The sequence below is a fragment of the uncultured Coprobacter sp. genome (assembly GCF_947855755.1).
In the GTDB taxonomy this organism is placed as follows: Bacteria; Bacteroidota; Bacteroidia; order Bacteroidales; family Coprobacteraceae; genus Coprobacter.
The window spans coordinates 24568-40720 of record NZ_CANUAR010000004.1 but is presented as its reverse complement, the minus strand read 5'-3'; the positions used below and the strand labels follow the sequence as shown (position 1 = coordinate 40720).

13 protein-coding genes are annotated in these 16153 nt (G+C 36.8%); 5 read left to right on the top strand and 8 right to left on the bottom strand.

The features are described 5' to 3' along the window. Positions 1 to 3 precede the first annotated feature (3 nt). Both Q0093_RS03825 and Q0093_RS03820 read left to right on the top strand, forming a co-directional pair. A complete protein-coding gene (locus Q0093_RS03825) occupies positions 4 to 2097 on the top strand; it encodes a DNA topoisomerase 3 (protein WP_297928498.1) in 2094 nt (697 codons plus the stop codon). Beyond that, positions 2087 to 2605, top strand: a complete 519-nt coding sequence (locus Q0093_RS03820; RefSeq protein ID WP_297928497.1) for an NUDIX domain-containing protein — start codon at positions 2087 to 2089, stop codon at positions 2603 to 2605. Before Q0093_RS03825 ends, Q0093_RS03820 begins: the two co-directional genes overlap by 11 nt. 17 nt (positions 2606 to 2622) lie before the next feature. Here Q0093_RS03820 and Q0093_RS03815 read toward each other — a convergent pair whose 3' ends face one another. Further along, positions 2623 to 3591, bottom strand: coding sequence for a diacylglycerol kinase family protein (locus tag Q0093_RS03815; RefSeq protein ID WP_294177514.1), 969 nt, complete (start codon positions 3589 to 3591; stop codon positions 2623 to 2625). A gap of 184 nt (positions 3592 to 3775) precedes the next feature. Between Q0093_RS03815 and Q0093_RS03810 the strand changes: the two genes are divergently transcribed. Then, positions 3776 to 4291, top strand: coding sequence for an HdeD family acid-resistance protein (locus Q0093_RS03810; protein WP_294177515.1), 516 nt, complete (start codon positions 3776 to 3778; stop codon positions 4289 to 4291). A 260-nt stretch (positions 4292 to 4551) separates the two neighbouring features. Here Q0093_RS03810 and Q0093_RS03805 read toward each other — a convergent pair whose 3' ends face one another. The 3 genes from Q0093_RS03805 to tilS all read right to left on the bottom strand — a co-directional run bounded on the left by Q0093_RS03805 (position 4552) and on the right by tilS (position 8730). Then, positions 4552 to 5019, bottom strand: a complete 468-nt coding sequence (locus tag Q0093_RS03805) for a C40 family peptidase (RefSeq protein ID WP_297928496.1) — start codon at positions 5017 to 5019, stop codon at positions 4552 to 4554. A gap of 135 nt (positions 5020 to 5154) precedes the next feature. Next, on the bottom strand, positions 5155 to 7176 hold the full coding sequence (gene rho / locus Q0093_RS03800; protein ID WP_297928495.1) for a transcription termination factor Rho: 2022 nt from the start codon (positions 7174 to 7176) through the stop codon (positions 5155 to 5157). A gap of 213 nt (positions 7177 to 7389) precedes the next feature. Next, on the bottom strand, positions 7390 to 8730 hold the full coding sequence (gene tilS / locus Q0093_RS03795) for a tRNA lysidine(34) synthetase TilS (protein WP_297928494.1): 1341 nt from the start codon (positions 8728 to 8730) through the stop codon (positions 7390 to 7392). A 133-nt stretch (positions 8731 to 8863) separates the two neighbouring features. Between tilS and pheS the strand changes: the two genes are divergently transcribed. Both pheS and nth read left to right on the top strand, forming a co-directional pair. Further along, positions 8864 to 9883, top strand: a complete 1020-nt coding sequence (gene pheS / locus Q0093_RS03790) for a phenylalanine--tRNA ligase subunit alpha (RefSeq protein WP_294177519.1) — start codon at positions 8864 to 8866, stop codon at positions 9881 to 9883. 70 nt (positions 9884 to 9953) lie between these two features. Then, the gene (gene nth / locus Q0093_RS03785) at positions 9954 to 10595 is read left to right on the top strand and encodes an endonuclease III (RefSeq protein ID WP_294177520.1); all 642 of its coding nucleotides are present in this window, start codon (positions 9954 to 9956) and stop codon (positions 10593 to 10595) included. 30 nt (positions 10596 to 10625) lie between these two features. On the opposite strand, the gene ybaK is transcribed toward nth, so the two are convergent. The 4 genes from ybaK to Q0093_RS03765 all read right to left on the bottom strand — a co-directional run bounded on the left by ybaK (position 10626) and on the right by Q0093_RS03765 (position 15981). Beyond that, positions 10626 to 11102: a Cys-tRNA(Pro) deacylase gene (ybaK, locus tag Q0093_RS03780; protein ID WP_297928493.1), complete on the bottom strand. Its 477-nt coding sequence runs from the start codon at positions 11100 to 11102 to the stop codon at positions 10626 to 10628. Between the two features lie 43 nt (positions 11103 to 11145). Continuing rightward, complete coding sequence (gpmA, locus tag Q0093_RS03775) at positions 11146 to 11835, bottom strand: 2,3-diphosphoglycerate-dependent phosphoglycerate mutase (protein ID WP_297928492.1); 690 nt, start codon at positions 11833 to 11835, stop codon at positions 11146 to 11148. 128 nt (positions 11836 to 11963) lie between these two features. Beyond that, the gene (locus Q0093_RS03770; protein ID WP_297928491.1) at positions 11964 to 14441 is read right to left on the bottom strand and encodes a T9SS type A sorting domain-containing protein; all 2478 of its coding nucleotides are present in this window, start codon (positions 14439 to 14441) and stop codon (positions 11964 to 11966) included. Positions 14442 to 14625: 184 nt separating this feature from the next. Beyond that, entirely contained in the window at positions 14626 to 15981 is a 1356-nt protein-coding gene (locus tag Q0093_RS03765; RefSeq protein ID WP_297928490.1) for a phosphatase PAP2 family protein, read from the bottom strand. Positions 15982 to 16153: the final 172 nt, after the last annotated feature.

The window sequence follows — 16153 nt, the reverse complement described above, 5'->3', positions numbered from 1 at the left end:
CGAATGAAAGTTTGTATTGCCGAGAAACCGAGTGTCGCAAAAGAAATTGCCGACATCGTAGGAGCAAAAACCAGACATGACGGATATTATGAAGGGAACGGATATCAGGTTACGTGGACATTCGGTCATCTTTGTACATTGAAAGAGCCTCACGAATACGCTCCACAATGGAAATCGTGGTCCTTATGGAGTCTTCCGATGATACCTCAACGATTCGGGATAAAGCTGATTCAGGATAAAGGCATTGAGAAACAATTCGGTATTATCGAAACTCTCATGTCCAAAGCTGAGGCTGTTATCAATTGCGGTGATGCAGGACAAGAAGGAGAACTTATACAACGTTGGGTAATGCAAAAAGCCGGCTGCAAATGTCCGGTATATAGGCTATGGATATCCTCTCTTACCGAAGAGTCTATACGGGAAGGTTTTGAAAATTTGAAAAAACAAGAAGATTTCAATACTTTATATGAAGCCGGACTATCAAGAGCTATCGGAGACTGGTTATTGGGAATGAACGCCACCCGTTTATATACATTAAAATATGGTCAGAATAAACAAGTTTTATCAATAGGACGTGTACAGACTCCGACTTTAGCTTTGATCGTCAACCGTCAGCTCGAAATTGATAATTTTGTGTCGCAACCCTATTGGGAACTCAAAACAATATATAGAGAAACCGTCTTTTCTGTTACGAAAGGCCGTTTTCAGACGGAAGAAGAAGGAGAGACTTTCTTGCAAGAAGTTCTGGGAATCCCGTTTGAAGTAACCGATGTTTCCAAAAAACAAGGGAAAGAAGCTCCTCCCCGACTTTTTGATTTGACATCTCTACAAGTAGAATGCAATAAGAAATTTGCATTTTCGGCAGAAGATACACTCAAATTGATACAATCTTTATATGAAAAGAAAGTAACGACCTATCCTCGTGTAGATACGACATTTTTAAGTGACGATATTTATCCTAAAGTTCCCGGAATACTGCAAGCTGTAGCCTCTAATTCGATTTATGAACCGTTAATAACCTCTTTACAAAAAGGGAAACTGCCCAAACCTAAAAAAGTTTTTGACAACTCAAAAGTGACAGATCATCACGCAATTATTCCGACGAATGTACGACCGAATAATCTTACGGATAATGAACGGAAGGTATATGATTTAGTCGCTCGCCGTTTTATCGCAGTATTTTATCCGGATTGTAAAATCGCAACGACAACTGTTTTGGGAAAAGTCAATAATGTCGAATTCAAAACAACAGGGAAACAAGTTATAGAACCCGGCTGGAGGATTGTTTTCGAAAAAGATAAAGATCCGGAAAAAGAAAATGAAGAAGAAAGAGTTTTACCCGATTTTATAAAAGGAGAGAGCGGTCCGCATGAGCCATCTTTAACAGAGAAATGGACACAGCCCCCCAAATTATATACCGAAGCTACCTTGCTAAGAGCAATGGAGACTGCAGGGAAATTAGTAGATGATGATGAATTACGCGATGCACTGAAAGAAAACGGTATAGGAAGACCATCCACTCGTGCAGCAATAATAGAAACACTTTTTAAACGGAATTATATCCGAAAAGAGCGTAAAAATCTCATTCCTACATCCACCGGTATAGAATTGATACAAACAATACAGGACGAACTGTTAAAGTCAGCCGAATTGACAGGTATATGGGAAAATAAACTAAGAAAAATAGAGCGTAGCGAATATAATGCCAAAAACTTTTTAGACGAACTTAAAATAATGGTTACTCAAATCGTTAACCACGTCAGAAATGACTCTGTCAATAGAAGCATTACTATTCAAGATACGGAAAAAAAAGAAACGGATAAAGCGAAAAAAACAGATACGAAAAAGAAAAGCAAAAATGCGAATCCGACAAAAAAAGAAATAAAGGATCAAAGGCTTGAATCGGAAATAAATGAAATAACTTGTCCTATATGCAAGCAAGGGAAAATACTAAAAGGTAAATCTGCATACGGATGTTCTAACTGGAAAAACGGCTGTACATTCAGAATTAATTTTTCTGATTGCCCACCGGATATTTCGACTGAGGGACTTCAAAAGGTTGTAGAAAAATATAATACAGAACGAAATGAAGAATAATTCTACGGAACTATTTCCGATAATAGACGAACAGGGCTATACAATAGGGAAAGCGACTCGTAAAGAATGTCATAACGGAAGTAAACTGTTGCATCCGGTAATTCATTTACAGATTTTTAATAAATGCGGGAATCTATATCTCCAGAAAAGAGCTATGAACAAAGATATTCAACCGGGGAAATGGGATACCGCAGTCGGAGGACACGTTGATTACGGTGAGAGTATTGAAGACGCTTTGTTTCGTGAGACTCGGGAAGAACTGGGCATCACGGATTTCTCTCCGACTTTCTCGTTTTCATATATCTTTGAATCTGAGATAGAAAAGGAAATGGTATATTCTTACCGCACTATATATGACGGACTGATAGTTCCCGATAAAGACGAAGTAGAAACCGGTCGTTTTTGGAGCATTGACGAAATTGAACAAAATATAGGGAAGCAAATATTTACACCTAATTTTGAAATCGAATTTCTACGATTACAAAGCTATTTAAAAGGTCTTTTATAATGGAATTAAGAGGCTGTCTAAATATTCAACTCCGTCTTTATCGTATCGACAACATCCCAGAATACAGATTGTATAGGCTCTATCAGTGATTTTTTATTATTCTCTTCCGGAACAAGGGCTTTCAATCCTCCCGGAATACAGCTCACATCTATACGGGCATCCATCATTATCGGTTCTCCATCTATATGCATGATTCCCGGTTTTTCCCGAATGATAGATATAGACTCTGTTTCGAACGTTTTAATATTACTATTCCGGTCTATAAGCTTCGTAAACAATTGAACTGCTAACGGTCCTATATCAAACGGAGTAAAGGGTCGTATGATCGTAACATCCAACTTCCCATCCTGCATATTGGCACGTGGAGCGATATATGCGTTATTCCCATATTGGGAAGCATTGCCGCATGCTATTAAAAATGCTTTTTCTTTAACCGATCCGTCTTTACTTTCCAAACGATAAGTCTCGGTTTTATATTTCATATACTCAGTAACAGCTTTTCTCAAATAGGTAAGTCCTCCCCTATGCTTATCTTCCGCAAACTTCATACTTACCCAAGCATCGAAACCGACACCACAAGTACAGAAAAATACTTTATCATTAGCTTTACAGTAATCCAAAGCTACAATTCTATTTTCATTGACAATCTTCAATGCACGTACGACATCGATAGGAATTCCTAAATGACGTGCCAAACCGTTACCCGATCCGATAGGAATAATTCCTAAAGCCGTATCGGAATGGATAAGAGCTTTTGCTATTTCATTACAAGTACCGTCTCCACCTACAGAAAGCACATAATCTGTTTTTTCAGTTACAGCCTCTTTCGTCAAAACAGTGGCATGTCCGGCATATTCGGTAAATTTGATCTGAATATCAAATATGCTGTCATCCAATGTCGCTTTTATAGTTTCAGGAATATTCACTTTTGAGTGAGTTCCTGATATCGGATTTATAATAGCCAACAGACGTTTTCGAGTGCCCATAGATAAATAAAACAAATTATATCATTTACTATACAAATGTAACCATTTAAATCCAATCTGTAAAAACTATAATTCCCAACAAGGGTTTTAAATACTAAAAAATCTGTTATTTCAGACCAAAACAAACAGAATATAGAACAAATTTTATGTTATCTTTGTCTGAATAATAAAAGATATTCAAGCTATGTACAAATTAAAAAATACAATCGTTAGAAGTATTGTTGCTATCGTAATAGGAATCGTATTAATCAAATGGCCAAGACTTGCCCCGAACATGATTATCATAATTATCGGTATCCTTTTTATCATACCGGGAATCGTTACATTAATCAATTATTGGATACGCAAGTCTAAGGAAGGGATGAAATTACCTTCTTATATTTTGATAGAAAGTATCGGCAGTATATTATTAGGTTTATGTATGGCATTGATTCCTGAATTTTTCACGGCATTTTTTATGTACTGCCTCGGATTCCTTCTCATTTTAGGAAGTATAACTCAAATTATATCGCTGGTTAATATACAACGCAATATACCGATAAGTTTATATTACTATATCACCCCTATATTAATTCTTATTGCCGGAATTATAACCGTCTTGAATCCTTTCGAAACTCAAGATGCGATCTTGATCATGTTCGGTATATGTGCAATTATTTATGGTATAACGGAACTGGTCAATTACTATAAACTTAAATAATTTAAAAGACATAATAAACTTGTGAAACTGTAAAAGCCTTTCTAAATTTTACTCGAGTCAGTTTTGAGATTTTCTTTCGAAGATGTTTTTATTGTCTTTACGAGGATGATAGCAGGCTATCTGACAAGTGAAAACGGGAAAACAGACCGGAAGAAAACACAAAAATGACCTGGTCGTATTTTTTGTCGGAAAATTCATACGACTGGCTTAAGTACGAAAACAGATTTAAAAAATAATGTCTCTCTTCAAAAAGATAGACATTATTTTTTTATCCTTCCTCCACCCTTCCAGTTATCGGCATAATAAGACTCTTTTAAGTGACTGATCACAACACCTTTAGATGTTGAAGAGTGAATAAAATATCCATTTTTCAAATAAATGCCGACATGATTTATCTTTTGTTTTCTTCCTGTCGAGAAAAAGACCAAATCACCTTCTTTTAAATGCTTCTTAGAAAGATGAATACAATTTTTATAAATATTTTCGGATGATCGGTCTAAAAAAATGCCATAAACCGTACGATAAATAATACAGGTAAGACCCGAACAATCAACCCCTGAGCGAGTGTTTCCACCGTATTTATACGGAGTTCCTATCCATGATGCCGCTTCTTTGTATAGTGGAATAAAATCACTCCTATTAAGTTCTACCCCCAACGATTTGAATATAGCCAAATCGGAAGTAGTTGTCGTCCGGTTTATCGTATGACAACTGCTCAATAAAATCATAGACAATATAATAATCTGAAATCTACAATATGAACGGTTCTTTCGCATAACTTTCAAAGATAAGAAAATAAAGATATAAAAAATGACCTGTGAAGAACTCCACAAGTCATCTTTTATTTTTTTACAGAAAGTACATTAGTCATTCATAGACAATAATAATTCTTCATTCGAAGATGTCTTTTCCATTCTATCCTTAATAAATTCCATCGCTTCAATAGAATTCATATCCGACAAATATTTTCTTAATATCCACATCCGGTTCAACGTATCTTTATCAAGAAGCAAATCATCTCTACGAGTACTCGAAGCCGTAATATCGACAGCCGGAAAAATACGCTTATTAGAAAGCTTACGATCTAATTGCAATTCCATATTTCCCGTTCCTTTAAATTCTTCAAAGATCACATCATCCATTTTAGAACCGGTATCGGTAAGAGCTGTCGCTATAATCGTGAGACTTCCCCCGTTTTCAATGTTACGGGCTGCTCCAAAAAATCTTTTCGGCTTATGTAACGCATTTGCATCCACACCGCCGGAGAGAACTTTCCCAGATGCAGGAGAAACCGTATTATAAGCACGAGCAAGACGAGTAATAGAATCTAAAAGAATAACAACATCATGACCGCATTCTACCATACGTTTTGCTTTTTCTAAAACTATACTGGCGACTTTTACATGTCTCTCGGCCGGTTCGTCAAATGTCGAAGATATTACTTCTGCTTTCACGCTGCGGGCCATATCGGTTACTTCTTCAGGGCGTTCATCGATCAGCAATATAATCATAAATACTTCCGGATGATTTTCTGCAATAGCATTGGCTATATCTTTCAGAAGCATGGTCTTTCCTGTTTTCGGTTGAGCGACAATCAGCCCGCGTTGTCCCTTACCTATCGGGGAAAACATATCTACGACTCTTGCCGAAATATCATTTGAACGACCGGTGGTCAGTTTAAATTTCTCTTCAGGAAACAAAGGTGTCAAATGGTCGAATGGAACCCGATCACGAACATATTCCGGAGTACGGCCATTAATTTTCTCTACTTTAACCAACGGAAAATATTTTTCTCCTTCTTTCGGTGGGCGAATCGGCCCTTCTACCACATCACCTGTTTTCAAACCAAAAAGCTTAATTTGGGATTGAGAAACATATATATCATCAGGAGACGTCAAATAATTATAATCAGAAGAACGCAAAAAGCCATACCCGTCAGGCATCATCTCAAGAACTCCGTTTCCTGTAAGTATACCTTCAAATTCATAAGGCTTTTCTGCAACCTTAACTTCGTTATTAACACGTTCAGGCTGCTGTGCAGTTTGCTGTATATCCTTACTCTGATTATTTGAATTATTATTATTTGAATAGCGTTGTTGCTGATTGCGCGGTACGAAACGTTGTCTTTCACTTCGGGGGAAAAATGATTCCAAATGGGTTTCGGATTGTATCGGTAAAGGCATTTCATACTGAACTTTTTCCTTTACCGGAACTTCTGCTGCCGATTTGTCTGTAGGTTTTGAAAATTCAGAAGCAGATTCTTTTTTTTCTTCTTTCAAAACACCTTCTTGCTGTTGCTCGGATATTTCTTTTTTAAAAATTCTCCGAGTCTTTGGCTTTTCATTATTTTCCGTTTCAACGGTTTTCTCAACAACCGGAACTTCATTATTTTCAACAACAGGCAGTTCCACCTGCTCTTTCAAAGCCGGATGTGAAAATTTTGCTTTTTTCGTTTTGAGAGGTTCAGGTTCTTTTTGTATTGTTTCTTCTACCGCAACCGGCTCTGAAATATCCGACTTATTATTGTTTTCGACAGTAGCCTCAACTGTTTTCTCAGCTTTCGGCTTACGCCCTTTTGTCGTCTTTTTTTCTACGACAGGTTCTTGTTCGGTAGAGATCGTTACAGCTACGGTCGCTTCTGTCTCTGTTTTTTTGACAGCTGTTTTAGGCTTTGCTGCCTTAGTCGTGGTCTTTTTTTTCTTTGCAGCATTTGTTTCTGCTTGAGCTGCAACTTTTTTACCTGCTATATCGATTGCTTGCTGATCTAATATTTTATATACCAAATCATCTTTTTCAGAAGCATCAATTTTTTTTATACCCATTTCTTGGGCTATTACCTTCAAGTCTTCCAAAGACTTATCTTTTAGTTCCAGAATGTTATACATGAATCTATATTGGTGTGATAGAGTTAACTACATTAATCAAAATCATCGCCTTAAAAAAGTAAGGCAAAAACTATAATAAAATAATATTAAATTGGAATTTGTTCGGAAATAATTTGAGATAGAGAGCATATAACCCTCTTTTATTTCGCTACAAATGTACACTTGTTTTTTGGAAATACAACAAAAATGGTTAACAATAAGTTTTCGTATTAATTATTTTTCACATTTTATTTCCAAAATGCGAGTTGTTTTTTCGTCAACTCTGAATTTATCGGAAGTTCTTTCCCCTATTACCCAAATAATTTCATTTTTCGAAAGCAGGACATAGGCTTTTTGCTTTTGGTATAATGTAAATTTCTTATCCCTGAAATAATCACTCAGTTTACGGCTGCCTTTCATTCCGAACGGAATAAAACGATCTCCTCCTTTCCAACATCTGATCATTAACGGAAAACCGACCTTATCCGCATCAAATACCGCAATACATGCATCTTTGGGAATTTCATATTCAGAAGTTCTATTTATCCGGGAAATCTCTAATTTTACCGGATAAGATATTTTCAAAACATTTTCAGAAATAACGACAACATCATTTTTGCAAACGTCTTTTTCTTTTACAATAAAAAATCCTCGATCCTTTAACAAAATGTGAGTTCCCGATAAAATATATTTTCCCGATATACCAGAAGCCATTTTCAAAACTTCGTTTAATTGAATAGGTAAAAATCCAAAAGGTTTCAAAATTTCAAATAATAACGTACGAGGAGCTGGAGAATCAAGCAACTTTGAGATATCAATATACAATTCATCATCTTTCTGTTCCGTTATTTTGTCTATAAATGAACTTATGGCAGAGCGATACAATTGTTCTGTTTCATATAAATTTGAAGCCGTACGTTCTACCGTTTCATAAACAGACGGATTTATACTTTCCAATAAAGGTAAAACTTGTAAACGAATTTTATTTCGTATATAAATGTCTTCTCTGTTTGTCCGATCCGTAACATAAGGCATTCCCCGTAACGATAAATATGATTCAATATCCTTGCGACTTAAACACAATAACGGTCTCACGACATACCCGTTAACAGGACGAATTCCCGTAAGCCCGGATATTCCCGTACCCCTAATCAAATTTAAAAGAACAGTTTCGACCGAATCATCTCTATGATGAGCAATAGCAATCGCCCCTGCACCGATTTCCTTACGCTGCCTTTCAAACCATTCATAACGCAACTCTCTACATGCCATTTCAATGGATATATGTTTTTTTGAAGCATATAATTCCGTATCGAAACGTATGCTGCGAAAAGGAATATTCAATGTCTGTGCTATATTCCGGGCAAACTCCATATCTCTTTCCGCCTCCTCTCCTCGTAACTGAAAATTACAATGGCAAGCAATACATCGATAACCTAATGTAACTAAAATATCCGATAAAGCAACTGAATCAGCCCCTCCGCTAAGACCGATAAGAACAGGCATAGTTTTATCAAGATGTATTCTTGAATCGATAAATCGCTTCACACGAAGCGTTATTTCTGATAAATCCATATATCCGAATTTCGAAATGCAATGTACAAACGTAACTGTTTTTTTTGATTTATAAAATATTTACCTCCCAAACGACTTTTTAAGTCACTATTAATTATTAAATTTGCAGCTAAAACAGGAAAATAGCAAAATCATGATTGATAAAATAAATCGACTTAAAGCAGAAATAGACGCATTAAAAGCATCCAAGGCAGACGAAATAGAGGCTTTACGTATAAAATATTTAAGTAAAAAAGGAGAAATATCTCTTCTTTTTAATGATTTTAGGAATGTTGCTGCCGAAAACAAAAAAGAAGTCGGCAAACTTCTGAACGAACTGAAAGAGAAAGCTCTCAATCGTATTAATGAATTAAAAGAAAACCTTGATAGCAGCGCACAAGAGAATAACCTGATAGATCTTACACGCACAGCCTATCCTGTTAATGTAGGAACTCGTCATCCGATTTCTCTTGTAAAAAACGAAATATGCGAAATTTTCGGACGTTTAGGTTTTTCCATTGCGGAAGGTCCTGAGATTGAAGACGACTGGCATGTATTTTCATCATTGAATTTTGCAGAAGATCATCCGGCAAGAGACATGCAAGATACGTTTTTTATTCAACGTAGTCCGGATATTTTACTTCGTACCCACACATCTTCCGTACAGACTCGGGTAATGGAGCATTCTCAACCACCGATTCGCATTATCTGTCCGGGACGTGTATATCGGAATGAAGCGATCTCCGCCAGAGCTCATTGTTTCTTTCATCAAGTAGAAGCCCTTTATGTAGATAAGAACGTTTCTTTTGCAGATTTGAAACAAGCATTGCTGTTTTTTGCAAAGGAAATGTTCGGTCCCGATACGAAAATTCGTTTGCGACCTTCATACTTCCCTTTTACCGAACCGTCTGCAGAAATGGATATATCTTGTAACTTATGCGGAGGAAAAGGATGTTCATTCTGTAAACATACCGGATGGGTCGAAATATTAGGTTGCGGAATGGTAGATCCGAACGTATTGGAAGCATGCGGCATAGATAGTAAGACTTATACAGGATATGCACTTGGAATGGGGATAGAACGCATTACAAATTTAAAATATCAAGTAAAAGACCTTCGAATGTTCTCTGAAAACGATCAACGCTTTTTAGAAGAATTCGAATCTGCTCATTAAGATCAAAACGAACCCAAACAAGGTGCAAAGTTTTTCCACATAGACTTTGTACCTTTTATATTTATACAGAATGAGAAAACAAGAACGTTACGACAAAATCATCGAGTGGTTCTCAAAAAATGTTCCCGTTGCCGAAACGGAACTTCATTACAAAGATCCGTTTCAATTACTAATTGCCGTTATCCTCTCCGCTCAATGTACCGATAAACGGGTAAACATAATCACTCCGCCTTTATTCCAGGCTTTCCCTACGCCCGAAGCATTAGCGGCGACAACTCCTGAAGTTGTATATGAATATATCAAGAGCGTATCATATCCCAATAATAAAGCAAAACATTTGGTCGGAATGGCAAAGAAATTACTTAGTGAATTTAACGGAATCATTCCTTCTGATGTAGATGAATTACAAAAATTGCCGGGAGTAGGCCGAAAAACCGCAAACGTAATCGCATCGGTCGTATTCAATAAAGAGGCTATGGCCGTAGATACACATGTCTTCCGCGTCTCGAACCGAATAGGACTTACAGATAACTCCAAAACGCCTCTTGAAACAGAAAGGATATTAGTAAAACATATTCCGGGGCATTTACTGCCAATCGCTCATCATTGGCTCATATTGCATGGCAGATATGTTTGTACTGCCAGAAAACCGAAATGTCTTGAATGTGGTATAAGAGAATACTGTAAATATTACAGCAAAAAGCCGGAATAATGAATCTCGGCTCTCTACTGTAAATTTTTTTTACATTGCAATCTCACCGACTTTTGCAGAAACAAATTTTATCAAATCTGCAGGATTGATTTTAATCTGTATTCCTCTCACTCCCGCACTTACATATATATAAGGGAAATCAAGGCATGTTTCATGAAAATATGTCGGAAAATGCTTTTTCATTCCTATCGGTGAACAACCGCCCCTGATATACCCGGTAACGGGCAGGAGTTCTTTCATAGCGATCATTTCGGCACTTTTATTTCCGGATATTTTCGCCGCAGCTTTCAAATCTACCTCCATATTACCCGGAATGACGCAGACAAACACACCTGATTTATCTCCTCGCAAAACCAATGTTTTAAAAACCTGTTCTATGTTCTCGCCCAACTGTTCGGCGACATGCGTAGCCGCCAGATCAGACTCATCCACTTGATACGGAATCAACTCATAAACGATCTTTGCCTTATCCAGCAAACGGGCTGCATTAGTCTTATTTACCTTCATGATCTTTCTTGTTACTACCAAACAAAGGTAAAAAGATTATCGCTCATTCCAAATAATAATGAGTAACAGGTTTTAACTGTTTATCCAATTCATATATTAACGGCGTTCCCGTAGGTATCTCTACTCCTACGATCTTCTCCGGACTCAATTCCTCAAGATACATAATCAAAGCCCTTAAACTATTACCATGTGCAGCTATCAATATAGTTTTTCCTTCTGCTATCTGCGGAGCAATCTCAACTTGCCAATAAGGGAGAACTCTTGCAACAGTATCTTCTAATGACTCCCCTTGCGGTAAAATTGCCGGATCTAATTGAGCATATCGAGGATCAAAACCGGGGAAACGAGGATCTTCTAAACTGATTTGCGGAGGACGTACATCAAAACTTCTTCGCCATGTTTTTACCTGTTCATCTCCATATTCCAGAGCAGTCTCCTTTTTATTCAATCCCTGTAAAGCACCATAATGTCGCTCATTCAATCGCCATGATTTAACAACCGGAATCCACAATCGATCAACCTTCTCTGCAACAATAAATTGAGTTTTGATAGCTCGTTTTAGAAAAGATGTATAACACAAATCATACAAAATATTATATCTTTTCAATAAAGAGCCTGCCATTTCTGCTTCTTTTTCTCCTTTAGGAGATAAATCGACATCCATCCACCCGGTAAATCGGTTCTCACTATTCCAGACACTTTCTCCGTGTCGTAATAATATAAGTCTATACATAGTCTTCTATTTTTCTTATTAAACAAGAAAAATAGAAAAAACGTTCGATCGATTTTATTTTTTGAATGAAAATATCCAGAGGTAACATCATACGCTCCGGATATTTTCAAGCTCTATTGAACCCTCAATTATTTTACAAGAAACTTTTTCTGATATCTCATATTTTTCGAAATGATCTGTATCCAATAACATCCCGGCATAATCCCCGCACTGCTTAAATCAATCTGTATCGTACTTTCGCCATACCTTTTTTGATATAAGCACATTCCAGAAACCGAGAGAATACGCACCTCATACAATCCGCTAAAAGGGACAACAACTTGAATATAATCCGTAGCCGGAGAAGGATATATTTGTAAAGAAGTATTACCTAAAGTTACCCTGTTCACTGCCGATACATAATCAGGAAATTTGATCTTATCTGCTCCGGAATATTTTGTTGTCAATTGAGGCACGACATCTGCAGGATATGGATAATAAGAATATATATCCGAAGGATTAAAAGTAAAAGTTTCGGGCTTCGATTCCGGAGTATAACCATCGAATTTTATCGATTTCTTACTCGGATTAAGCATCTCGTCATTCACAATACCTTCCAAAGATTTTGTCAGGTTTGTATCATCATATACATTTCCCGTATGGACTATTGCACCCGGAATATTTCCTGAAGGAGAATCTAATGACGTACCGTAGACTTCTTTCCATTTAGCAACATCATAGGCTACGAACATCGGCCAACGGGTATCTTGATAAAAGTTATTTTCAATATACAATTGCGCATCGCAACAAGCGGCCGCACCTGTACCGCAACCTTCTTTCGGATGAGCTTCAATACCTAATCCTACGTTATTATAATAATTGTTCAAAATATGACAATCTGCATAACGAACCCTCGGATGGCGTGAAAAAGTAGCATCCCAAAAGTTCATATAATAAGTTGTTTTCAATTTATTGACATCTACACTACTTTTATCGGTATGACCCAAAAGACACGTTTTACGATGGATCATAAACTTACAAAATGAAACCGTACAATAATTAGAACCATTTTTAATATCTACCGCCCCATCCAATTCTTGATAGGAAGTTCGTCCCGGACCATCCCAAAATGTACAATGATCAATCCATATATGCTGACCATTATCTACATTAATTCCATCACCCGGAGCAGGGATACATTCGAACGTTATATTTCTGACAACTATATTTTGGGCCTTATTTATTTGTATGCCTACTCCTAAGAATTTGACATCTCTACTTCCTTGAATCGTTATAGAACTATGTTCTTTTACATCAAGCATATCATTACGTAAAGACTCCGGATTTCCTCCATCATTGGAATATGTTCCCGGTGCTAATATAAGAATATAAGGTTGATATTGCGGATTCTCCCATAAGAAAGTTCCCCAATTAGTCTTTGCATCTGTAATTTTTTTCCCTTTCCAACGATACATTCTATCTAACAAAAAATTAGATAGCTCTTCCATATTCTTTATATAAACAGTAATACCACTTTTACCCCCGACAGTTCCTTCAGGATAGTCACTATTAGGAACTGATGCAAAACCTATACATTTTTCAAAATCAAGATCCATTTCTCCTCCGGAGAACACAGCTTTTATACTTTTCGACGCATCCATAATAACTTTTTCTGTCAAATTTGTTCCAGACAAATCTCCCGACCAACCGGAAAAAACAGAATTAAAAAATGGCTCTGCTATTACCGTGACAACTGTTCCTGCTTCATATTTACCTCCGGAAGGAAACAGCTTGACCTGTCCAAAACCTTCAACTTCTGGCGTCAAACTGTAATAGACCTCAACATCTTCACAATCTATAATCACAGTCCAATTCTTACTCAGATTTCCATTTGTCACCGTATATATCATATTATGGCTAAAATCATAAGGGTCATCATTGTTACATACAATACTTGCACCTGAAGAAACTGTATATTCAGGTATAAGATTCGTTCGATCTACAGCACAAGGTACTGTAACATGCACCGTTGCGGCTTCATTATCAATCACAGCCGGACACGTTTGTTCTCTAAAAGAAAAACTCTTTATCTCAGCTTGAGGAATAGGAGCTCCTGCCATTACTCTCAGGTTCTGAATATATATCCCTCCATTGTTAGGATTAATAAAACGAACCGAAACGGCTTCAGAAGCATTAATCACGAATGTCACTGTTCCATTACAATCCTTAGTGCCTCCTTCAACTGTCTGCCACACATTATTTACCAATTGCTGTACAACAATTTGGCGCATATCTTTATCGGCAGGACAAGTCGCATCAAGCTGAATAGTCTGTATTTGAAACTCCGGCAACTGAAAATATGCTCCATTAGAAAATTTATCCAAAGTAAGTCTACCTGAAGCAACTTGAGTAATACCACAATAAAAATAGTCATAATCCTGAACTATTCCATCAATACATACAGGCTTCTTTCTTTGAGTTGTAGATTTAGACGGTGTCTGATCTTCCGTTGTCCAACTTGAAAAATCATCATTAACAACACATACAGGAGATGTCGAGTCTACCTGTGCAACACCGAACTGCACCAACAGTAGTCCTCCCAATAATAAAGATAAAAAATTTTTCATGCTATTTCGATTTAAATTCATAAATCAAAAATAGCAATCGAATAATACAATAAGGTATATATATTGACATAAGATGTGCAAAAATTGAGATCATATAAAATCTCAATTTTTATCTATCAATCAACTCTTTTTAATTCAAACAATCCTCAAAGGTTCACTTTCTTCAGTAAAAAATATTACTGCCTTACCATACAATATTTACAGATGCTCCTAAAGTAAGTGAATGCAATGTTTGGCGAGATTCTTGATAAGGACGAGATTCTGAAGCCTCATAATATTGAATATTTACCGGTGCAACTTTATAATCTAAAAAGCCTTTGGCAAGAAGATTCTTTTTTGCCCAAAACGCTAAGGAGATACCCGTCCCGGCATTAAAAAAATTAGCATGTTTCATTTTCAAAAAATCCGATCTTACTTCCGTACCCGTTTCCGGATCATTCTGTACCACATCGACACCATTTCCCTGAAAATTTCCATACCCAGCCAACAATTTACTTCCTAAATACCAGCGTTTGGAAATCGGTAACGAAAAATATGCGCCCAAAGATGTCGTAATCGTATTGAATGCTCCAGATTCTAAACGAGCATCAGAAGGCACAGACAATCCGCCCTGTATTTTCATAGGGACACTACTTGCCAATAATTCAGCTCCGACCCCCACATACGGTGTTATATAATAAGCGCCTTCCACACCTACGGTACTTCCCGTAGAGGTATTGAAATTTATCTCCGGAGAAAGAGATATATGGCGCGGCATCATTGTAAAACCCATATATAATCCTAAAAAAGAGGATATATCGGAATATGTAACATCAAAATCATATTGAGGGTGTCTAAGTCCTTTCTTGCCAAATATTAAATCTGCGAAATAATAACCTAATTCAGTAGATAGAATTCCGATTCCCGCACCTACCATTACATCAGATACCCAATGTCTATTATTCAATAATCGGGAAACTGAGGTTGCAGTAGCCACCGTATACGCTCCTATGCTGTACCACGGACTACGCACGCCATATTCTTTATGAAACATTGTCGCAGCCATAAATGCCGTTGCTGAATGCCCAGAAGGGAAAGAATTCAAAGCCGTTCCGTCAGGTCTCCGAGAATCTATAACAAGTTTCATAACATTCACAGTCGTTGCCATAAGAGCTGCAGAGAAAGCGTCTGAAGTCAACATTCTTCCCCATGAGCTGCGACTTTCAACTCCAGCAGCTTTCATTCCGACCAATGCAAATATAGGAACATACTGCAAATAATCATCATATCCATGATGAAATGACGGGACATATTCATTTCTTAAGCTCCTAAAAGGCTCTTTTTTCATTTCTACCAAAGAGCCGGTAACAATTAAAGGAACAGAAATATAGGTCATCTGAAACCATTTGGCTTCTGTTATACGATTTATCTTTTCCGGCGTTTTCCTTGAAATCAAATATCTGACGGGAACATTTTGCGCACTGTCTGTAGTCAAGAAATTTGTAGTATAAGCACTTGTGAAACTATTCAAAAAAATCACAAACAAAAATACCTTCTTCATGCAATTTTCCATTTGTATTTTATTTATATCCAAACGGATGCAAAAATAATATTTTTTATGGCAAAAACTGTCTTATACAGACGAACATATTTATAAATAGGAATGTTTTACAGCCATAAATACCATATATAAAGGTACAGGGACATCTTAAACATTTGATTGACTTTCCATT

Excerpts from the sequence above, each read along its gene's own strand:
- ybaK (WP_297928493.1), bottom strand. The coding sequence starts at position 11,102 with ATGAAGGTAAATAAGACTAATGCAGCCCGTTTGCTGGATAAGGCAAAG.
- Q0093_RS03765 (WP_297928490.1), bottom strand. The coding sequence starts at position 15,981 with ATGAAGAAGGTATTTTTGTTTGTGATTTTTTTGAATAGTTTCACAAGT.
- gpmA (WP_297928492.1), bottom strand. The coding sequence starts at position 11,835 with ATGTATAGACTTATATTATTACGACACGGAGAAAGTGTCTGGAATAGT.
- Q0093_RS03825 (WP_297928498.1), top strand. The coding sequence starts at position 4 with ATGAAAGTTTGTATTGCCGAGAAACCGAGTGTCGCAAAAGAAATTGCC.
- Q0093_RS03805 (WP_297928496.1), bottom strand. The coding sequence starts at position 5,019 with ATGATTTTATTGAGCAGTTGTCATACGATAAACCGGACGACAACTACT.
- Q0093_RS03770 (WP_297928491.1), bottom strand. The coding sequence starts at position 14,441 with ATGAAAAATTTTTTATCTTTATTATTGGGAGGACTACTGTTGGTGCAG.
- Q0093_RS03815 (WP_294177514.1), bottom strand. The coding sequence starts at position 3,591 with ATGGGCACTCGAAAACGTCTGTTGGCTATTATAAATCCGATATCAGGA.
- nth (WP_294177520.1), top strand. The coding sequence starts at position 9,954 with ATGAGAAAACAAGAACGTTACGACAAAATCATCGAGTGGTTCTCAAAA.
- tilS (WP_297928494.1), bottom strand. The coding sequence starts at position 8,730 with ATGGATTTATCAGAAATAACGCTTCGTGTGAAGCGATTTATCGATTCA.
- Q0093_RS03820 (WP_297928497.1), top strand. The coding sequence starts at position 2,087 with ATGAAGAATAATTCTACGGAACTATTTCCGATAATAGACGAACAGGGC.
- Q0093_RS03810 (WP_294177515.1), top strand. The coding sequence starts at position 3,776 with ATGTACAAATTAAAAAATACAATCGTTAGAAGTATTGTTGCTATCGTA.
- pheS (WP_294177519.1), top strand. The coding sequence starts at position 8,864 with ATGATTGATAAAATAAATCGACTTAAAGCAGAAATAGACGCATTAAAA.
- rho (WP_297928495.1), bottom strand. The coding sequence starts at position 7,176 with ATGTATAACATTCTGGAACTAAAAGATAAGTCTTTGGAAGACTTGAAG.